At 62.8% G+C, this 20,201-nt stretch carries 18 protein-coding genes and 1 tRNA gene; 10 read left to right on the forward strand and 9 right to left on the reverse strand.

Annotated elements, in window-relative coordinates; translation table 11 throughout:
- Positions 1 to 98: 98 nt before the first annotated feature.
- The 3 genes from tkt to Y88_RS03765 all read left to right on the forward strand — a co-directional run bounded on the left by tkt (position 99) and on the right by Y88_RS03765 (position 4,402).
- Positions 99 to 2,066, forward strand: coding sequence for a transketolase (gene tkt / locus Y88_RS03755; RefSeq protein WP_008066438.1), 1,968 nt, complete (start codon positions 99 to 101; stop codon positions 2,064 to 2,066).
- 20 nt (positions 2,067 to 2,086) lie between these two features.
- On the forward strand, positions 2,087 to 3,094 hold the full coding sequence (gene gap, locus Y88_RS03760; protein WP_008066439.1) for a type I glyceraldehyde-3-phosphate dehydrogenase: 1,008 nt from the start codon (positions 2,087 to 2,089) through the stop codon (positions 3,092 to 3,094).
- Between the two features lie 111 nt (positions 3,095 to 3,205).
- A complete protein-coding gene (locus Y88_RS03765; protein ID WP_008066440.1) occupies positions 3,206 to 4,402 on the forward strand; it encodes a phosphoglycerate kinase in 1,197 nt (398 codons plus the stop codon).
- On the opposite strand, the gene Y88_RS03770 is transcribed toward Y88_RS03765, so the two are convergent.
- Complete coding sequence (locus Y88_RS03770; protein WP_018075408.1) at positions 4,392 to 4,916, reverse strand: TlpA family protein disulfide reductase; 525 nt, start codon at positions 4,914 to 4,916, stop codon at positions 4,392 to 4,394. The genes Y88_RS03765 and Y88_RS03770 overlap by 11 nt on opposite strands.
- Before the next feature lie 332 nt (positions 4,917 to 5,248).
- Between Y88_RS03770 and Y88_RS03775 the strand changes: the two genes are divergently transcribed.
- The 3 genes from Y88_RS03775 (at position 5,249) to thiE (ending at position 7,441) form a co-directional block, all read left to right on the forward strand.
- Entirely contained in the window at positions 5,249 to 6,157 is a 909-nt protein-coding gene (locus tag Y88_RS03775; protein ID WP_008066446.1) for a fructose bisphosphate aldolase, read from the forward strand.
- 178 nt (positions 6,158 to 6,335) lie between these two features.
- Positions 6,336 to 6,734, forward strand: coding sequence for a hypothetical protein (locus Y88_RS03780; RefSeq protein ID WP_008066448.1), 399 nt, complete (start codon positions 6,336 to 6,338; stop codon positions 6,732 to 6,734).
- A gap of 56 nt (positions 6,735 to 6,790) precedes the next feature.
- Positions 6,791 to 7,441 carry a thiamine phosphate synthase gene (thiE, locus tag Y88_RS03785; RefSeq protein WP_008066449.1) on the forward strand — a complete coding sequence of 217 codons (651 nt, stop codon included), beginning with the start codon at positions 6,791 to 6,793 and terminating at the stop codon, positions 7,439 to 7,441.
- 30 nt (positions 7,442 to 7,471) lie between these two features.
- On the opposite strand, the gene Y88_RS03790 is transcribed toward thiE, so the two are convergent.
- The gene (locus Y88_RS03790) at positions 7,472 to 7,900 is read right to left on the reverse strand and encodes a hypothetical protein (protein WP_008066450.1); all 429 of its coding nucleotides are present in this window, start codon (positions 7,898 to 7,900) and stop codon (positions 7,472 to 7,474) included.
- 108 nt (positions 7,901 to 8,008) lie between these two features.
- Here Y88_RS03790 and efp point away from each other — a divergent pair, with 108 nt between their 5' ends.
- From efp to Y88_RS03805, 3 genes are all read left to right on the forward strand, one after another.
- Complete coding sequence (efp, locus tag Y88_RS03795; protein WP_008066451.1) at positions 8,009 to 8,572, forward strand: elongation factor P; 564 nt, start codon at positions 8,009 to 8,011, stop codon at positions 8,570 to 8,572.
- A gap of 6 nt (positions 8,573 to 8,578) precedes the next feature.
- Positions 8,579 to 9,403, forward strand: a complete 825-nt coding sequence (locus Y88_RS03800) for an inositol monophosphatase family protein (protein ID WP_008066452.1) — start codon at positions 8,579 to 8,581, stop codon at positions 9,401 to 9,403.
- A gap of 47 nt (positions 9,404 to 9,450) precedes the next feature.
- Positions 9,451 to 9,534, forward strand: a tRNA-Leu gene (locus Y88_RS03805).
- 82 nt (positions 9,535 to 9,616) lie between these two features.
- Here Y88_RS03805 and Y88_RS03810 read toward each other — a convergent pair.
- Positions 9,617 to 10,297 (reverse strand): glutathione S-transferase family protein, encoded by a 681-nt coding sequence (locus tag Y88_RS03810; protein WP_008066453.1) that lies wholly within the window; start codon positions 10,295 to 10,297, stop codon positions 9,617 to 9,619.
- A 43-nt stretch (positions 10,298 to 10,340) separates the two neighbouring features.
- Positions 10,341 to 10,973: an FMN-dependent NADH-azoreductase gene (locus Y88_RS03815; RefSeq protein WP_026166827.1), complete on the reverse strand. Its 633-nt coding sequence runs from the start codon at positions 10,971 to 10,973 to the stop codon at positions 10,341 to 10,343.
- Between the two features lie 123 nt (positions 10,974 to 11,096).
- Here Y88_RS03815 and Y88_RS03820 point away from each other — a divergent pair, with 123 nt between their 5' ends.
- Complete coding sequence (locus Y88_RS03820; RefSeq protein WP_008066455.1) at positions 11,097 to 12,008, forward strand: LysR family transcriptional regulator; 912 nt, start codon at positions 11,097 to 11,099, stop codon at positions 12,006 to 12,008.
- Between the two features lie 13 nt (positions 12,009 to 12,021).
- On the opposite strand, the gene Y88_RS03825 is transcribed toward Y88_RS03820, so the two are convergent.
- The 5 genes from Y88_RS03825 to Y88_RS03845 all read right to left on the reverse strand — a co-directional run bounded on the left by Y88_RS03825 (position 12,022) and on the right by Y88_RS03845 (position 20,095).
- Positions 12,022 to 13,296 carry a DUF5690 family protein gene (locus Y88_RS03825; protein WP_232280902.1) on the reverse strand — a complete coding sequence of 425 codons (1,275 nt, stop codon included), beginning with the start codon at positions 13,294 to 13,296 and terminating at the stop codon, positions 12,022 to 12,024.
- Between the two features lie 41 nt (positions 13,297 to 13,337).
- The gene (gene phnX, locus Y88_RS03830; RefSeq protein WP_026166826.1) at positions 13,338 to 14,159 is read right to left on the reverse strand and encodes a phosphonoacetaldehyde hydrolase; all 822 of its coding nucleotides are present in this window, start codon (positions 14,157 to 14,159) and stop codon (positions 13,338 to 13,340) included.
- Entirely contained in the window at positions 14,159 to 15,307 is a 1,149-nt protein-coding gene (locus Y88_RS03835) for a TIGR03364 family FAD-dependent oxidoreductase (protein WP_332306338.1), read from the reverse strand. The genes phnX and Y88_RS03835 overlap by 1 nt, the downstream gene beginning before the upstream one ends.
- Positions 15,304 to 17,343, reverse strand: a complete 2,040-nt coding sequence (locus Y88_RS03840) for a tetratricopeptide repeat-containing sulfotransferase family protein (RefSeq protein WP_008066459.1) — start codon at positions 17,341 to 17,343, stop codon at positions 15,304 to 15,306. Before Y88_RS03840 ends, Y88_RS03835 begins: the two co-directional genes overlap by 4 nt.
- Before the next feature lie 94 nt (positions 17,344 to 17,437).
- Positions 17,438 to 20,095, reverse strand: coding sequence for a TonB-dependent receptor (locus Y88_RS03845; protein ID WP_008066460.1), 2,658 nt, complete (start codon positions 20,093 to 20,095; stop codon positions 17,438 to 17,440).
- Positions 20,096 to 20,201: the final 106 nt, after the last annotated feature.

Below are 20,201 nucleotides of genomic sequence, written 5' to 3' on the forward strand. Positions count from 1 at the left end.
AGCCTTGACGGTTGGGGGCGCGCTGGCCCAAGAGCGCCGCAACCGAATCAGTCTCGTTTGCGTGGGAATTCCACGCTGGAAAGGTTTTTCTTCTAGGTATGACCCGCGAACCCAACGCGCTGGCGCCGATGGCGGGCGCGATCCGCGCGCTCGCCATGGATGCCGTGCAGGCCGCCAACTCGGGCCACCCCGGCATGCCGATGGGCATGGCCGATGTCGCAACGGTGCTCTGGTCGCAGTTCCTGAAATTCGACCCGGCCGCGCCGCGCTGGGCTGATCGCGATCGTTTCGTGCTCTCTGCCGGGCATGGTTCGATGCTGATCTACGCGCTGCTGCACCTGTCGGGTTACGCGTCACCGACGATGGACGACATCCGCAACTTCCGCCAGTTGGGCAGCGTTTGCGCAGGGCACCCGGAAAACTTCCTGATCCCCGGCGTCGAATGCACCACCGGTCCGCTGGGACAGGGGCTGGCGATGGCGGTCGGCATGGCGATGGCCGAACGTCATCTCAACGCCGTGTTCGGTGACGATCTCGTCGACCACCGCACTTGGGTGATCGCCGGTGACGGCTGCCTGATGGAAGGCATCAATCACGAGGCAGTCGGTCTTGCCGGGACGCTCGGCCTTGGTCGCCTCAACGTCCTGTGGGACGACAATCGCATCACCATCGACGGCGACACCAGCCTGTCGACGACCGAAGATGTCGCGGCGCGTTACGCGGCGAGCGGTTGGCACGTCGCGAGCTGCGACGGCCACGACTTTGCCGACATCGCCCGCGCTCTTGCCGAAGCTGCTGCCGATCCGCGTCCGTCGCTGGTCGCGTGCCGCACCGTCATCGGCAAGGGTGCCCCGAACAAGGAAGGCGGGCACAGCGTCCACGGCGCTCCGCTCGGTGCCGACGAAGTGGCTGCAACGCGCGCCAACATCGGTTGGACTGCGGCTCCCTTCGAAGTTCCCGCCGAAGTGCTGGCCGCGTGGCGCGCCACCGGCGAGCGTGGTCGCGCCGCTCATGCCGAGTGGCAGGCCCGCACCGCAGGCAATCCGCTGCGTGGTGAATTCGACCGTCGCATGGCTGGCGAACTGCCGCCGATGGGCGAAGTCGAAGCCAGCTTTGCCGCATGGCTCTCTGAACCGCGCAAGGTTGCCACGCGCAAGGCCTCCGAGCTTGCTCTTGAAGTGCTGACACCTGCCGTTCCCGAACTCTTCGGCGGTTCGGCCGACCTTACCGGCTCGAACCTGACCAAGACCAAGGCCACGACGCCTTTCGGTGCGCAGGCCTATGGCGGGCGTCACGTGCACTATGGCATCCGCGAATTCGGCATGGCTGCGGCCATGAACGGCGCCTCGCTTCATGGCGGGGTCATCCCCTATGGCGGCACGTTCCTGGTCTTCTCGGACTATTGCCGCAATGCGATCCGCATGTCCGCGCTTCAGCATGTGCGCGCGGTCTATGTCCTGACGCACGATTCGATCGGTCTTGGCGAAGACGGTCCGACCCATCAGCCGGTCGAACACGTCATGAGCATGCGCCTGATCCCCAATCTTCAGGTTTTCCGTCCGGCGGACATCATCGAGACTGCCGAATGCTGGCAACTTGCGCTGGCCACCCCGGCAACGCCGTCGGTGCTGGCCCTGTCGCGTCAGAACCTGCCGGAACTGCGCAGCGAAGGCGGCAACCTGTCGGCCAAGGGCGGCTATCGCCTTGTCGCGGCAACTGCGCCGCGTCAGGTCGTGTTGCTGGCCACCGGTTCGGAAGTCGAACTCGCCGTCACTTGTGCCAAGGCTCTCGAAGAGAAGGGCATCGGTGCCGATGTCATCTCGATGCCGAGCTGGGAACTCTTCGACGCGCAGGACGCGGCCTATCGCGCCGACATCCTGCCCGCAGGCGTGCTCAAGGTCTCGATCGAGGCGGGCGTCACCACCGGTTGGCAGAAATACGTCTGCGACGGGCTGATGTTCGGCATCGACACGTTTGGTGCATCGGCGCCTGCCGATGTACTTTACGACCATTTCGGTCTCACCGCGGAAAAGATCGTTCCGCAAATTCTCGCCCGGATCGCGTGATCCAACAGGAGGTGTGAACTATGGCGACCAAAGTCGCAATCAATGGTTTCGGACGTATTGGCCGCAATGTCGCTCGCGCCATTCTCGAGCGTCCCGACTGTGGCCTCGAACTCGTCGCGATCAACGACCTGGGCAGCCCGGTCGCCAACGCCCGCCTGTTCAAGCGTGACAGCGTCCACGGTGCCTATGCCGGCACGGTCGAAGTCGACGGCTCGGACCTGATCGTCGATGGCAAGCGCATCAAGGTGACTGCCGAACGCGATCCGGCCAAGCTGCCGCACGCGGCCGACGGCATCGACATCGCGCTCGAATGCACCGGCTTTTTCACTGATCGTGAAGGCGGCCAGAAGCATCTCGACGCGGGCGCCAAGCGCGTGCTGATCTCGGCTCCGGCCAAGAATGTCGACCTCACTGTCGTTTACGGCGTGAACCACGACAAGCTGACCGCCGAACACAAGATCGTCTCGAACGCTTCGTGCACCACGAACTGCCTCGCGCCGTTCGCCAAGGTGCTGCATGAATCGGTCGGCATCGAGCATGGCCTGATGACGACGATCCACAGCTACACCAACGACCAGAAGATCCTCGACCAGATCCACTCGGACCCGCGTCGCGCTCGCGCCGCGGCGATGAGCATGATCCCGACCACCACCGGCGCTGCCCGTGCGGTCGGCGAAGTCCTGCCCGAACTCAAGGGCAAGCTCGACGGTTCGGCGATCCGCGTGCCGACCCCGAATGTCTCGGTCGTCGACCTGACCTTCGTGCCCAAGCGCGCCACCACCAAGGATGAAGTCAACGCCCTGCTCAAGGCGGCTGCCGAAGGTCCGCTCAAGGGTGTGCTCGGCTACACCGACGAACCGCTGGTCTCGATCGACTTCAACCACGACTCGCATTCCTCGACGATCGACAGCCTCGAAACCTCCGTGCTCGACGGCACGCTGGTTCGCGTCCTGTCGTGGTACGACAACGAATGGGGCTTCTCGAACCGCATGATCGACACCGCTGGCGTCATCGCCGGTCTGCTCTGATCGCATCTCGGGCGCGCCCCGGAGCCTGCTTTCGCGTTTGCGCGCGCAAGGCACGGCTCCGGCGGCGCGCCTTTTTCATGCCTGCGGCAATTTGGGGAAAGGGACGGATTGATGAGCTTCAAGACGCTGGATGATATCGCCGACGTGACCGGTAAGGCCGTGCTCGTGCGCGAGGATCTCAACGTGCCGATGGCCGATGGGAAGGTCACCGACGACACGCGCCTGCGCGCCACTGCGCCGACGCTGACCGAACTGGCTGACAAGGGCGCCAAGGTGCTCGTTCTTGCGCACTTCGGACGCCCCAAGGGCGAACGCAGCGACGCCAATTCGTTGATTCACGTCGTTCCCGCTCTTTCGGCCGCGCTCGGCCGCCCGGTCGGCTTCGTTGCCGATTGTGCGGGTGCCGAAGCGGAAGCCGCAGTTGCCGCGCTGGCGCCGGGATCGATCACCGTTCTGGAAAACACCCGCTTTCACAAGGGTGAGGAAAAGAACGACCCCGAACTCGTCGCGGCCATCGCCAAGCTCGGCGACTTGTACGTGAACGACGCGTTCTCGGCTGCCCACCGCGCCCATGCCTCGACCGAAGGACTGGCCAAGGTTCTGCCCGCCTATGCAGGGCGCGCGATGCAGGCCGAACTCGAAGCGCTCGAAAAGGCGCTCGGCAATCCCGAGCACCCGGTCGCAGCGGTCGTCGGCGGCGCCAAGGTCTCGACCAAGCTCGATGTGCTCAAGCACCTGGTGGACAAGGTCGATCACCTGATCATCGGCGGCGGCATGGCCAACACTTTCCTTGCCGCACGTGGCGTCGATGTGGGCAAGTCGCTGTGTGAGCACGACCTCAAGGAAACCGCCGAGGCGATCCTCGATGCGGCGGACGTTGCCGGTTGCACCGTTCACCTGCCTTACGACGCGGCCGTGGCCAAGGAATTTGCTGCCAACCCGCCGTCGCTGCGCATCACCAACGTCCATGAAGTCGCTGCCGACGAGATGATTCTCGACGTCGGGCCGCAGGCTGTCGAGGCTCTGGCCGACGTGCTCAAGACCTGCCGCACGCTGGTCTGGAACGGCCCGCTCGGTGCGTTCGAAATCGAGCCTTTCGATGCCGCGACCGTGGCTCTCGCTCGTTCGGCCGCCGCGCTCAGCAAGGAAGGCGCGCTGATCTCGGTTGCCGGGGGCGGGGACACCGTCGCCGCGCTCAATCACGCGGGCGTTGCAGCCGACTTCTCATACGTTTCGACGGCGGGTGGCGCTTTCCTAGAATGGATGGAAGGCAAGGAACTGCCCGGCGTCGCCGCGCTCAGCGCCTGAGCGCCAATGTTGCGGGGGTCTTCGGGGCCTCCGCAACACCACCGGCCGCAGGTAGAGGGACCGGCGCAGGCGCCGGTTCGCGCAAGAGCGGGATCAGGATGGTGTTGAGCGCGTTGAGGTCGAAGGCTCCGGCCTTGGCATAGCGAACGACACCGGCCCGATCGATCACGTAATTGGTCGGCACGCCTTCCATCGGTTGATAGGGGCCGCGCAACCTGTGCAGCGATGTAATGGCAAGGAACGCGAACAGCTTGCGCAAATCCCGTTCGCCGACTGAATCCTCTGTCGTCGCAGCCAGAACGACAAGGCCATGATCCTTCATCTGGCGGTAATAGCCGTCGAGAAGCGGCAATTCCTTGCGGCAGGGCACGCACCATGTCGCCCAGAAGTTGATGACCACGACTTTGCCGCGCAACGAGGCGAGGTCGTACTTTTCCCCATTCCACGTTTCGAGGCGGGCATTGGGGGCTGGTTGCCCGACTTTTACTTGAGCCGCGATCGCATTTTGCGACAACGCTGGCGAAAGAGTTGCCAGGACAAGCGCGATGGTTGCAGTAATTTGTCTTATCGCTCGCATCGAGCTCCCTCTTTTCTTCGAAGAATCGGGTAAGATAGCTTGAATTACAGCGTTATCGGTCCGCATCGATGGGTCAAGGAATTGCGAAAACCATCCACGGGCCGACCGGCGCATGAAAAATCGTTGAGAGTTGTGTCGGACCGTGTTGCACTGCAAATCGGGGCAGGGTAAGTCTCGGTCGACGCATAGGTATGCACCATTTTTTTCGGTGGCACCGGGGGTCTTTTTGCAAGACTGCCTGCAACCGGCTCAAACCATGGGAACAGGGCATGAATCACGCTGAACAGACCCGGAAGATCGCCGAAGGCAAAGGCTTCATCGCCGCGCTCGACCAGTCGGGCGGATCGACGCCGAAGGCGCTGAAGGGTTACGGCATCGAAGAAGATGCCTGGACCACCGAAGAGGAAATGTTCGGCCTGATCCACGCCATGCGCAGCCGGATCATCACTGCCCCCTCGTTCAGCGGGGACAAGGTCATCGGTGCGATCCTGTTCGAACGCACCATGGATGGCCTGATCGACGGCAAGCCGGTTCCCGAAGTGCTCAATTCGAAGGGCGTTGTTCCCTTCATCAAGATCGACAAGGGCCTCGAAGCCGAAGCCGACGGCGTGCAGCTGATGAAGCCGATGCCGGAACTGGGCGAACTGCTTGCCCGCGCCAAGGCGCTCGGCGTGTTCGGTACCAAGGAACGCTCGGTCATCAATTCGGCCAATGCCGCCGGGATCGCCGCCGTCGTCGCGCAGCAGTTCGAAGTGGCCAAGGACGTCCTTGCGGGCGGCCTGATGCCGATCATCGAACCGGAAGTGAATATCAAGAGCGAAACCCGCGCCGAATGCGACGCGCTGCTGCTCAAGGAAATTCTCGCTCAGCTCGACGCGCTGCCCGAAGGCACGCAGGTCATGCTCAAGCTGTCGCTGCCGCTCGTTCCCGGCACGTTCGATCCGCTCGTCTCGCATCCCAAGGTGCTGCGCGTCGTCGCCCTGTCGGGTGGCTACAAGCGTCCGGAAGCCTGCGTCGAACTGGCGAAGAACAACGGCATCATCGCCAGCTTCAGTCGCGCGCTGCTCGAAGACCTGCGTCACCAGATGACCGACGCGGAATTCGACGCTTCGCTCGGCGGTGCGATCGACGAAATCTATACCGGTTCGACGGTCAAGACCGCGCCCGTCGTGGCCTGAGGTCTCCTGTCGACCTGAATATTCGAATTCGAAGAGGATGGTGAAAGGCGCGCCCCTCACCCCGGAAAACCGGGGGAGGGGCGTTTTTCGTGGTACCTTGGGACGATGGCAGCGGCGCCCTTGCCGGTGATAGGCTGTCCTCCGGTCCATTCAGGGAGGCCATTCGGGGAGGGGCGTCATGATCGGCTTGCTGGGGAGCCATGCCCCCGCCTTCGTTCTGGTCTTTGCGGCGATATCCTCGCTTGTCTTTGGTCTGCCCTTCATTCTCGCGCCGGAGGGCTGGGGAAGGGCGATGGGCTGGCGAGTGCCGAGGGACCGGGATCTTCTGGCCTATTACGCGCGCTGCCTTGGCCTGCTTACGCTGTCGGTCAACGCTTACGCCGCGTGGGCGGCCTTGCACCGGCCCGTCATGCTCATCGGCTATTTCATCATGCTGACCCTGTTCAGCGCGTCGATGGTGCCCTTGCACATCTATGGATGGCTTCGCGGGGAACAGCCGTGGACCGAGACGGCCGAAATTCCGGTGTGGGCAGGTGTCTTTGTTGCTTGCCTGCTGTTTTTTCCGTCCGGCGGATAGCCGTTGGATCGGCAGGGTGATTGCGCTGGGGCGCCCTTGGACCTATTTGGCCGGGCATGACCATTCCCGATTGCCAGCTTTATCTGATTTCGCCGCTCGATGTTTCGGGCGATTTCCCCGAACGGCTTGCCCGTGCGCTCGATGCCGGACCGGTCGCGGCGTTCCAGTTCCGCGTCAAGAACATCGACGATCATGAGGCCGCCCGTCTGGCAGCGCCGCTGCGCGACATCTGCGCCCAGCGGGACGTGGCCTTCGTCGTCAACGATTCGATCGGCCTTGCCAAGCGTCTCAATGCCGATGGCGTGCATCTCGGGCAGGAAGACGGTGATGTCGCCGATGCCCGCGAACGCCTGGGCCGAGATGTCCAGATCGGCGTGACGTGCCACGACAGCCGCCATCTTGCCATGGCCGCCGGCGAAGCCGGGGCGGACTATGTCGCCTTCGGCGCGTTCTTCCCCTCCACGACCAAGGAAACCAAGCATCAGGCCGATCTCGATCTGCTGCGCTGGTGGTCGTCGGTGTTCGAATTGCCGGTCGTCGCGATCGGCGGGATCACCCCGGAAAACTGCGTGCCGCTGGTCGAAGCCGGCGCCGATTTCCTGGCGGTCAGCAATGCGGTCTGGGGCGGCGACGAAGTCGCGGCGGTTCAGGCCTTCGCCCGCGCGATGGCCGAAGGCTCGCGCCTGCGCGCGGCCCAGGCAGAATGATGCAAGGATGAAGGGGAAGAAAATTCCCCTTCAATTCCCGTCGGATCCGACCCCGAAATTGTCGTCCGTCGTGATGTTGCTGTGTCGGATGCAACGCACCCCGGTCCGCGTGCCGTTGGCGTCGAGCGGATAGATCATCCCTTGTCCCGACGTCTCGTAAGTGCGTCCGCGAAACGGTCCCGTCGTCATGACCAGGTGATTGCCGAGCAGAAGATAGGTGCCGGTCGATCCGTCGGGCAGGCGATAGCTGGAATCGGCCTGGGCGTGAAAGCTGTCCTTTGGGAGTGTCTTGGGTGGGGTGCTGGCATCACCCGGCACTTCACAGATCCAGGGGCCCCGCAGCAGGACGCGCAAGGAACCGCCCGGGGCAGCAGTCGCCGTGCCCGGTGTCGCGAGCAAAACCAGTGCGCAAAGCGCCGGACTAAGGGCAAGGCCTGCCTTGGAGCGAATGCTTTTCATGACTCTTGCGCGGTTACACACCGCCGTGGCTTGAAGCAATCGCCTGCAACGGCTAAGGGCCGCCATCCCCCTTTTTGCATCTCCTTTTTCGGCAGGGCTCTTTCCATCATGAAGATCAGCGGCGTGGACATCCGTCCGGGCAATATCCTGGAATACGAAAACGGCATCTGGAAAGTTGCCAAGACCCAGCATACCCAGCCCGGCAAGGGCGGGGCCTTCATGCAGGTCGAGATGAAGAACCTGATCGACGGGCGCAAGACCAACGTCCGCTTCCGTTCGGAAGACCGCGTCGAACGCGTTCGCCTCGACACCAAGGATTTCCAGTTCCTTTACCCCGAAGGCGACGATCTGGTTTTCATGGACGTGGAAACCTATGACCAGATCACGCTGCCCAGCGATCTGCTCGGCGACGCCGCTGCGTTCCTGCAGGATGGCATGACCGTTCTTCTGGAAATGTACAACGAACGCCCGATCTCGGTGCAGCTCCCCGAACAGGTCGAAGCTACCATCGTCGAAGCTGACGCCGTGGTGAAGGGACAGACCGCTTCGTCGAGCTACAAGCCCGCGATTCTCGACAACGGCGTGCGCGTGATGGTTCCGCCGCACATCGAAAGCGGTACGCGCATTGTCGTCGACGTCTACGAACGTAGCTACGTCGGCAAGGCGGGCTGAACGACCATGGCCGCCATCACAGGCCTCGTTCGCGTCATGGAGCGTGCCGCCCGCAAGGCCGGCACGCGCCTGCGCCGCGACTTCGGCGAAGTCGAACATCTCCAGGTCAGCCGCAAGGGGCCATCGGACTTCGTGTCGAAGGCCGATCGCAATGCCGAGCGGACGATCTATGAGGAATTGCGGCTGGCACGGCCCGACTGGGGCTTCCTGATGGAAGAATCCGGCACGATCGAAGGCGATCCGAACAAGCCGCGCTGGATCATCGACCCGCTCGACGGGACGACCAATTTCCTCCACGGTATTCCGCATTTCGCGATTTCGATCGCAGTGCAGGAACCCGCGCTCGACGGTTCGGGCTGGGGTGACGTGATCGCCGGGCTCGTCTATCAGCCGATCACCGATGAAAGCTTCTGGGCCGAAAAGACCCGTGGGGCGTGGCTGCAGGATCGACGCCTGCGCGTTTCGGCACGCCGTCATCTCGAAGACGCGCTGATCGGTACCGGCATCCCCTTTGCCGGTCACGGGGACGGCACGGAATGGATCCGGATCTATCAGGATCTCGGCCCCCGCGTTGCGGGCATTCGCCGCAACGGCGCGGCTGCGCTCGATCTGGCCTGGGTTGCTGCGGGCCGTTTCGACGGTTTCTGGGAAACCGATCTTCAGCTGTGGGATTCGGCTGCCGGATGCCTGCTGGTGCGCGAAGCTGGTGGGTTCGTGTCGGATTTCCGCGGCCGTTCGCTGCCGATCTGTGCAGAAAGCGTGGTTGCCGGCAACGACGCTCTCCACTCAAAACTGCACAAACTGATCGCCGGAGCGATAAAGGCCGGTTGATCAAGGGGAAGAGACAGGCTAGCAGCAGCTTGTCTCAACCTGAATGTGCCCCTGTGGTGGAATGGTAGACGCGACCGACTCAAAATCGGTTGGAGAGATCCGTGCCCGTTCGAGTCGGGCCAGGGGCACCATTCACGAATGAAAAACGGCCCCCATTTCGGGGGCCGTTTTCGTTTCTGCCGGAATTCTGATGCGGACCTGCGGACGAAGCCGTCATTCCGCCGGGGTGAAGTTCTGCGGGAACAGCGAACGCAGCGTTTCCTCGTCGAATTCCGCTTTGAAATCGATGCCTGCCGCAATTTCCCGTGCGCGGACGACGGCCGGACGGCTGTCAATTGTAGCAAACCACCGCTTGAGGCTGGGCGTCGCATCGAGCACATCGTCCGCCCCGAAAATGAAAGGCATCCGGTCGATCCAGGCCCATGCCGAGATGTCGACGATCGAATAGTCGCGGGTGGCGATGTATTCCCGAGTTGAAAGCCGTTCGTCGAGAACGCGCAGATGCCGCCCCGCTTCGCGGCGATAGCGATTCGAGGCATAGGCGCTGTCGGTGTGAACGCGCAGGAAATGGGCGGCCTGCCCGGAATAGGGGCCAAGGCCGGTCGCGACGAACATCAGCCACGACAGCAGAGAACCGCGTTCATCTGCGTTCCCGAGCAGGCGCCCCGCCTTTTTGGCGAGGTAAAGGAGGATCGCGTTGGAATCGAAAACGATCGTCCCGTCATCGTCGATGACAGGCAGCTTGGCATTGGGATTGAGCGCCCGGAATGCCGGAGAATGCTGCTCGCCCCGGAAGGAATCGACCGGAACGATCTTGTAAGGCTGACCGAGTTCCTCAAGCAGGACCGCCACTTTCATGGGATTGGGCGTGTGATGGAAATAGAGTTTGAGCACGTCGTGATCCTTCGTGATTAACTGATTGTTTTCCCGCGAGGCCTCAGGCCGGTTGCGCGCCTCGCAATGCCTGAAGGATCGTCTCGCGGGCCTTTTCCACGAACGGCGCGCGGGCATCTTCGGGGGCGGATGTCGCCTCGACCGAAAAGAATTCGGTCTGGGTGATGCCCAGAAAGGTCAACACGAAGCGAAGGTAGGGTTCGACGAAATTGGCCGCTCCGAACGGTTCGCCCACGCCATAGCCGGTCGCACCATAGGCGCAGACGACGTAGGCTTTCTTTCCCTGAAGCAGCCCGGCGAACGACTGTCCATCGTATGAGAACGTCCGGCCGATGCGTACAACATGATCGATCCACGCTTTGAGCGCGGAGGGGACTGCGAAATTGTACATCGGAACGGTCAAGATCAGGATGTCGGCGGCAAGCAGTTCCTCGACCAGTTCGTCCGACTGCGCGATGGCGGCTTTCAACGTATCGTGGAGCGCGTCCGGGGAGGAAAAGAACCCGGCAATGGCCGTCGCATCGAGATGCGGCAGCGGCTCGTCGGCAAGATCGCGGTGAATGATGGAACTGTCCGGGATCTGCTCGACAAGGGTGTTTTCGACAAGATCGCCAAGCATGCGCGAGGTCGAACCGTCATGACGCGCGCTTGAATCGAGGCGAAGGATAGTAGGCATCGTCGGTCTCCATGGTCGCCGGGAAGGGGGCAAGAGCCACCCCGGCATGGAGAGCGTTATCTGCGTGACATATTCGGCAATAAATGGCTTGATCGAAATATCAGTAGTGCGCATTTTGCATCAATGGAGTTGCATGATGCCGGTCTGCTGATCGAGATTGCCCGCCGCGGTTCCTTTGCCAGAGTGGCCCGCGATCGAGGAGCCGACCCGTCATGGGTGTCGCGCAAGGTCGCCGATATCGAGGACGAACTCGGTTTCCGCATCTTTCACCGCACGACCCGGCGCGTTTCGCTGACCGAAGCGGGAACGATCTATCTTCGCGAGGCAGAAACCATCGTCGAGGCGCTCGACCGCGCGCGCGATAATGCGCTTTCGGTAAGCCAGGTACCGAGCGGCACCTTGCGGATAACCTGCACGGTCGCCTTCGGGCAGAAGATCCTGGTGCCGCTCCTGCCCCGGTTCCGGCGCGACTATCCGCAGGTCGATCTCGAACTCGTCCTGAGCGACGCCAGTCTCGATCTCGTGGAGGATCGCATCGATCTGGCGATCAGGCTCGGGCCAGGCGTGTCGGGTGACTTCGTCGTCTCGAAACTGCGCGATACGCGCTACCGGGTCTGTGCCAGTCCCGATTACCTGCGGCGGCAGGGGCGACCTGCAACGCCCGCCGCGCTTGCCGGGCATGATTGCCTGCGCTTCCTGCTTCCGGGATTTCGCAACCGGTGGTTGTTTCGCGATGGGGCAGGGGCCGTCGAACCCGTCGAAATCAAAGGCAGTGTGGTCTCGACAGGAGCGCTGGCTCTCCATGCCATGGCTTTGGCCGGGATGGGGCCGGTGCTTCTTGCCAGCTGGCTCGTCGATGACGATATCGCGAGTGGCGCTCTCGTCGATCTCTTTCCCGACAGGCAGGCAACGGCAACGACGTTCGAAACCGCGATCTGGATGCTTTACCCCAGTCGCTCGTTCCTGCCGCAAAAAGTGCGCGCCATGATCGATTTCCTGCGCGCCGAAGCGGAAACGAAGTGGAGAGCCTGGTAGCTTCCGCGAACGGTCACGGACGAACGATAGCCTTGCGGAAATAGAGCGCCGCCCATGCCATCAGAACAAGGCCCAGAACGCCGCAGCCGATCCCCGCGTCGATCAGGAACTGCGTCCAGGGCAAGCGAAAGCCCGGCAGATTGCGCAACAGCAGCAGAGTGACCGAACCGCCATATCCGGCAGTGTCGGCGATATAGATGAGGAAGGCGGCATTGCCCGCGCTGCCGCTTGCCGCGACCAGACGATCGAACATCATGCCGTTGAAGGGCGTGTAGGCAAGGTAAAGGCCGCCACCCAGAATGGTCATCCATGCCACCGGCCCGATCGCGTGAAGCATGAACAGAGCAGAGCTGACCGCCGCCATCGCAGCGCCAAGAGCAATCAGCGCAAAATTGAGAACCAGCGCACGGCGATTGTCCCGGATCAGAGTGAGCAGTGCAAGAACGCACAGCACCATCACGCTGATCGGAAGTTCGGTGAGCGAGAACAGTTCCGCCTTTCCGCCGAGGCCCACTTCCGCCCAGATCTCGGCCGCGAAATTGTCGCGGAAATCGCGAAGCGCGGTCAGCAACACGTATAGCGCGACAAGAGCGACAAGGCCCGGCCCGAAGCGGCCGAGAAAGGCACGTCGGGCGCTGCGCCCCATCGGCACCCGCTCGACCCGTTCGGCAATGTCCTGCGCATCGGGCGGGGGAAGCGTGGCGAGACCGAACAGGCTGAGCGCGAGCGTCGGGATAAACAGGACCCCGGTGACCGCCGGCATCCACCATTCACTGGCGATGTGCCAGGCCATGACCAGTGTTCCGACCGATTTCATCACGCCCGAGGAAATGACGAAACTGGCGCAGAGCATGGCCCCGATGAGGTCGGATTGCCGCCGTCCCTCCACAAATGCAAAGCACATGCCCCAGACCATGCCGAGCGTCAGCCCGTCGGCAAACATCGCCAGGACGTTCCAGGGCGGCGGCACGATCGCAAAGGCAACCAGGGCAGCTTCTGCCAACAGGCATTGCAGGACGATCCCGGAAATGCGTTGGTGTGCAGGCAATTCGGCAATCACCCGCACGCCGATGAATTTCGAGACCGCGTAGCCAAGCACCTGGGCAATGACGAGTGCGACCTTGTACTCGACCGTGAGGACCGGAGCCGCCCCGGCGAAATGGGCGGCGGCAAAAGCCTTGCGAAAGGCGTAGATCGAGAAATAGGTGCCGAAGGCCATCAGCCCGGCATAGGCCCCGAACAGCGATGGCGGCGCTCGTTCGAGCAATCCACGGATGGCAGAAACCAAGGCGGAGACAGGGCCCGGCGGGCGAGTGGCGATAGAGGCGTTCACGCGGCTGCAGTGCCCGGTTTTTCGCCGTCATCGATCCGGCGGGCAATGTCGTGGATCACCGGCAGGAGCTGCGAGACGTCGTCGATCACGTAATCGGCGCCTTCGGCAGTCAGGGCAGCGGTTGCAGCCGCAATGCGGCCCAGCCGATCCGCTTCGTCGAGCGCGGCCAATTCGTCGCGATTGAGGCCGACGGCATTGCCCGAAGCGGCAACGCCTACGGTCCAGCACCCGGCACTGCGCCCTTCGGCAATGCCGACCGGCGCGTCATCGACCTTGACCGCAAGATGCGCTGGCCAGGCGTCGAGTGCGATCAGGGCTGCCCATGCCATCAGCGGCGCAGGGCGACCGCTCGGCGTGTCACCCGCACAGATGACGACGTCGGGGGCATAGCCCTGTTCGGCGGCCTTCACGCGAATGGCGGCCATCATCTCGGGCGTATAGCCGGTGCCGGAACCCACTTTTACGCCAAGATCGAGCAAGGCCGCGTAAGTGTCTGCAGCGCCGGGGATCAATTCGGCGGCCCGTTGGGCAGCCTCAACCATGGCAGGTTCGACAAGAGCATAGACGCGATCGATGTCCGCCTCGTCCGGGGTCTTGCCGAAATGGGCGGTCCAGCGCGCCGAAATAGCCGGTTCAGAGAGCAAGGCGACGACGTGATCGCGTTTGGCTTTGCCCATGTCGACGCGGGCTTCGGCTTCGGTGATCGGCACGCCCACGCCTGCAAAAACGTCGAGCAGGGCATTGACCGGCGCCTTGCAGCCGAAATCGACCATGGTTCCGGCCCAGTCGAAAATCACGGCTTTCACTGCAAAGGTCATCACTTGTCTCCCATGAGATCATCGAGAACCCGCTCGGCAATGCCGAAGCAGGTCGAAGCGCCGGTACCGCTGGTCACGATGACAAGGCGGACATCGTCGGCGGGTGTATCGACGAGGAAGGTGCGGTCCGCGGCGACCGCGTAGACGCCGACCCAGCGTTCGAGAACGGCGGGCGCCGGACGGCCGGTGGCACGGGCATATTCGTCGAGAATGTCGTCTTCGGCACTTGCCGGGGCGAAGGGGCCGGGCAAGTCGTCGTAATGATGGCTGTCCCCCACGATCAGCGTGCCGTCGCCGCCTTGCGCGACAATCAGATGCACGCCGTTTTCGTAATGACGCGGTTGTTCGGAGAGGAGCTTCGCCCTGAGCGCCGCAGCTTCGGGAAGGGCCGCGTAACCGGCATAACGGGTGAGGGAGAGATCGCTCATCAGCGCACCGGGCAGGCGCACGCCGGGATCGGCAAGACGCAGCATCGACAGTCGACAACGCTTGAGGTCATAGGCGGCGATGCGGTCGCGCCAGAGCGTCGAAAAATCGTCGCCCGGGCACACCACGACCTGTCCCGCCTCGATCACCCCGCGCGAGGTTTCAAGGCGCGGCGGAACGCTGGAAAAGGCTACCGTTTCCGGGAGGATGTCCACGCCGAGGCCTTCGGCGACCCAGCGTGTCAGCAGCGGAATGGCGTGGCGGGATTCGACGCGAAGTTCATGTGGACTGTAAAGTCCGCCACACAAGTCGGCGCCGCCCAGACCTTCGGTCAGGTTGCGAAATCCCTGTGCGTCGAGAGCCTTGCAACCTTCCCCCATTTCGGTCGCGAGGAATGCTTCGATCACCGCCATGGCTTCGGGCGACCGCGCGCTGAGGTAAAGGCCGCGATGTTCGATCGGAATGCCCGCTGCCGGAGCGACTTCGGCCCAGACATCGCGGGTGCGGCGGGCGAGTTCCCATGACAGGCCCCGTTCCTGCCCCGTGACCGTGATAAAGCCGAAATTGCGGATGGACGCACCATTGGCACGCCGTTCGCGTTCGATCAGAACGACTTTCTTGCCGCGACGCGCGGCGGTTGCGGCATGGGCAAGGCCGATCACTCCACCACCGATCACCGCCAGATCATAGACTTTGCTCATCGGGGCTTCTTGCTCCTTCAATTTCGCCAGTTTTCGAGCACATCACCAAGAGCCTCGCGCAAGGGCAAGAGCCAGGGCTCAAAAGGGCGCCATTGGTCGATGCCATCGCGGCTGATCGGGCGGCGGACCTGTTCGGAGCTGGGCGTTCGCACGCTGCGACGGGTCTGGTGGAAATTGAGGCAGCTTTCCTCGAACGGCAGCCCGCAATGGTCGAGCAGGCGGCGGATCTGTCCTTCGGGATCGGCGATCAGGTCTTCGTTGACGAGACGCAGGACCTTGCCGGGAAGAACGGTGTCCCAATGCCGCATGAGATCGAGGTAGGTCCGGTAATAGCGGGCGATGTCCTCGATCGAGTAGGTGAATTCCTGGCCCTGCGCGAAGAGCTGCTTGAGGTTGGAAAAGCAGCAGTCCATCGGATTGCGCCGCGCATCGATAATCCGCGCCTTGGGAAGGATCAGATGAATGAGGCCGATGTGCCTGAAATTGTTCGGCATCTTGTCGATGAAGAACGCTCGCCCAAGCGCGCGGTGGATCCGGGTTTCCTGCATGTAACGCTCGCCAAGGGCACGAACCGCACCTTGGTCCAAGTGTTCCAGCGAGCCGGGATAGAGCGGCGCATCAAGGTCAGGATCGCGTCCTTGGAGATCAAGCGCAATACGCGGAATGTCGGGAAGCTCCTGCGTTCCCTCGACCTGTGAATGCGATGCCAGGATCTGTTCAATCAGGGTCGAACCCGAACGCGGCAGGCCGAGCACGAAAATCGGGTCGGGAGAAGGATCACCCCAATCCGTGCGCGCGGCGAAAAAGGCCGGGGTGCACACGCGCTTCTGTTCACGGGTGTTGGTTTCGAAGATGTCCGGGCGGTACTTGCTTTGCGCGCGCTGCGCGGCATTGCCGCGGGCATAGGCGGCCCACGACCCTTCGTAATCGCCCCGATCTTCAAGCGCTTTGCCAAGAGCGAAGGCGAGCTGAATCCGGTCATCCGGCGACGTTGCAGGATCATGTTCACCGGCGCGGATCGCGGCAATCTCGGCATCGGTGAAACGATAGGTCTTGAGGTTGGCCAGGCTCCAGTATGCGTCGCCAAAATCGGGACGAATGGCTGCGGCCTTGCGATAAGTTTCAATGGCCTCAGTGACTTGTCCGATGGTCTTGAGGGCATGAGCCAGCCAAAGGTACAAGTCCGCCGCGCGGGTCTGCACCATGCGGTCTGATGCGATAGGCGGCAGGGCGGCAATGAGCCGGCGATAGAGCGCAATGGCCTGATCGTGCTCGCCAAGGCCCACCGCGATCGTTGCCGATTGCTGGAGATGATCCGGATGGTCCGAGCCCTGCGCGATCAGGGGGGCAAGTGCCTCGCGCGCCTTGCCGAACTTGTGCCGCGCAATCAGCACTTGCACATATTCGCTGCGCGCAGCCCGATGATCGGGCGCCAGCGACAGGACCCCGGCATAGAGCGTTTCGGCATCGTCCAGAACGTCCCGATCGACGCCGATCTTCGCCAGAAGGCGCATGCCTTCGGGGTGGTCGCCGTGATCGAGCAGATAGCGACGCACGATCGCTTCTGCCGGGACAAGATCGGCATCGCCATAAAGCGCGGTCGCGCGGACGATTGGCGGGGGAAGGGAGGCCAGCATGGACCGGTGTTCGGCAGCTCGCTCGGCGCCGGCGGGATCGCCGGTCATGCGCCACAATCCTTCGAGAATTTTCCACGCCATCGGGAGGGCGGGATTGATCCGCACCGCTTCGAGGAGGGCAGAAATCGCCTGAGGCGCATCGCGCCGTGCGACATGGCACAGTCCGCGCTCCTGATGCATCAGGCTGTAATGGGGTTGCAGCACTGCAAGACGGTCGAGGGCGGCAAGCGCGGCATCGGGCTGGCCAAGGAACCGCAACGAACTTGCAGCGAGCAGATGGAGGTCGCGGTTTTCGGGATAGCGTTCCAGCAGATTGCCTGCCTCGCGCGCCACGGCCGCATGATCGTCGGCACCGTGCAAGGCCCATAGGTGAGCCACCCTTTCGGCAAGGGGAACGGTGTCGGCGGGATGGTCGGCCATAACCAGCGTCGGTATCCTTGGGGAGAGAAAGGGGAACGGGGCGGCCTGTTCGGGCCGCCCCGTTCGGTCCGGATCGTGGCGATCCGGGATGGGATCAGAACTTGGTGCCGACCTTCACGCCATAGATGAGCGGACGGACCGGAACTTCCGACTTGATGAACTGCGCCGACGACGTGAATGTCGAAGCATGGCTGTTGGTCAGGTTTTCGCCGAAGACCGTGACCGTCCAGTTGTCGCGGACGAAGCCGAACGAGGCGTCGAGCAGCGAATAGCCGTGCTGGCGATAGCGCAGCAGCGTGGTGCCCGGAACAGCGACGCCTTCACCCGACGGATAGGTCGAAGGCTGGTTGTACATCGGACCCGTGTAGCTGATGCCGCCCGAGACGAACCAGTTCATCGAACCCTTCTGCGGGAAGTCGTAGCGGAAACGCGCATTGCCCTGGAAATGGGGGCTGAACGGCGTGGTGCCGCCCTGCGAGCCATAGGGGCTCTGCACGTTCACGACCGAGCCGCCCTTGTAGTACTGGGTGATGCACTTCCCGTAGGTGGACGACGCCGCCACGTTCGAGATGAGGCACGGCGAATTCGACTGCGAGCTGTCGTTGTAGGTCGCCGAACCCTGAACCGTCAGGCCCGACATAGGACGCGCCACGATCTGAACTTCGCCGCCCTTGATATGATAGTTCGGACCGTTGGTGACGAAGCTCGTATTGCCGAAGCCGCCCGCCGGGTTGAAGAAGCCGAACTGCACGTTTTCCCAGACCATGTAATAGCCCGAGAGGTTCAGCTGAACCTTGTGGTCGAACAGGTCGGTCTTGAGCCCGATTTCCCAGTTGGTGAGGTTGTCGGGCGCCCAGCCGCCGGGGCGATTGAGCTGTGCCACGGTCGGATTGGCCGGATCGGGCAGGATCAGCTTTTCCGCGCGGTTGAAGCCGCCGGGGCGGAAGCCCTGGCTGAACAGAGCGTAGACCAGCGTATGGGGCGCGGGCTTCCAGGTGATTTCACCCTTGCTCTTGAACCCGGTGTAGCGGACGTGGAGATTGCGTCCGTCGATGCTGACATTGCCCGAACCGCCCGAAAGGCAGGAGCCGATCTGATTGTAGCAAAGTCCGGCATAAGTCTGGAACTGCGAGCCGGTTTCGGTTTCGGAATAGTTGTAATAGCGCGTGCCGCCGGTGATTGTCAGGTTCGGCAGGATGTCGAAATCGACCGTGCCGAAAAAGGCGAACTGGTCATAGCCACGCTGAAGGTCTTCACCGAACGCGGTGTTGGCCCCGCGCAGGCCCGGATTGGACGCGGTGGTGCCCGCAACCGGACCGATCAGGCCCGAGCAAGCGATCCCCTGGGAAACCAGCGAACTGGTGCAGGTGGGAATCGTCTTGTAGTCGAAATTCATCTGGTCGGCGATGCGGAACTGTTCCCAGTAACCGCCGACAATGGCCCGGATGCGCTTGTCATCGGGAGTGGTGATGCGCACTTCGTGGCTCTGGTGCGTGCTGCGCACCGTGTCGTCCCAATAGGCGACCGGCGAGTAGCAGTAAGGCGTGCCGCTGCCCCAACCGGTGCCGCCGCCGGTGCACTGGTAGTACATGCCGCCGCCGGTGCGCGAGTAGTTGGTGTAGTCCTGCTGTTCCGTCATGTGCCGGACCATGTAGGCGCCGGTGTAGATCGCCTTGAACCCGCCGCCGAGGTTGCCGTTGAGCGTCCACGCGGTGTTCCAGAACGTATCCTTGTTATAGGACGGCGAGAAAGTGGTCGTCTGCAGCGTGCCCAGTTTCTGAAAATCCGAGCCGATCGGATAGGTCGCAAACGACCCTTCGGCGTCAACCTTCTGATAGGTTTCCGAAACGAGCAGGTCCCAGTCCGGGCTGACCTGCCACTTCAGCGCGACGCGGCCGCCGACATAGTCGATCGGGTTGTAGTTGTCCTTGGCGACGGAATTGTTGTTGTACTGACCCGCGTTGGCCTGCTGGCTGGCGGGAAGAGCGTGGCCACCGTTGTTGAAATAGGCGTTGCCGGTGTCCGAATCCGAACGCGTGAACGTGCTCTTGACGTTGTCGATGTACCCGCCGTGGTGATCGTCGTAGATCACCGCGCGCAGGGCGATGGTGTCGTTGATGATCGGCAGGTTGATCATGGCGTTGAACGCCGCGTTGGGCGCACCGCCGGCCGTGCCGCCGAAGCTGCCTTCGATGGCGCCTTCGAACTTGTTCAGCTTGGGCTTGTTGGTGATGTAGCGAACCGCACCCGCCTGAGCGCCACCGCCGAACAGCGTGCCCTGCGGACCTTCGAGCACTTCGACGCGTTCGATGTCGGCGACATAGATGTCAGCATTGCGCGCGGGGAACTGCATCGACTGATCGTCGAGATAGAGCGCAACGTTTGGAAACGGTGCGATCGAAGCCGAAGACTGGTTCCCGGCGAAACCGGTCGACAGGCCGCGCATGAAGATTGCGCCCTGGCCCGGACCGTTGCTGCCGAACGTGACGTTCGGAGTATACTTGAGCAAGTCGTTGAACGTGGTGACGTTGAGCTTGCTCAGCGTGTCGCCGCTCAACGCCTGAAGTGTCATCGGTACGCTCTGAAGCGATTCATTGCGGCGCTGGGCCGTCACGATAATTTCGGTCGGCGCCGATGCGACATCGGCAGGAGCGCCTGCGGGCGCAGCTTCGGCATGGGCAGTGCCGGCGAAGGCGACAAGAGCGCAACCCGCAAAAAGGCCGTGCTTGAGCGAACGGGCATTGGTTTTCATACAACCCCCCTGGGTGTGGTTCTCGACCGGCTGTTCCGGGGGGGAATGATCAGGCCGTCTTTCGCATCGGTTCCGGCGCGCGAAAGACCGGCGGCAGCCCCCTGCC

The organism is Novosphingobium nitrogenifigens DSM 19370 (genome assembly GCF_000192575.1).
Classification (GTDB): domain Bacteria; phylum Pseudomonadota; class Alphaproteobacteria; order Sphingomonadales; family Sphingomonadaceae; genus Novosphingobium; species Novosphingobium nitrogenifigens.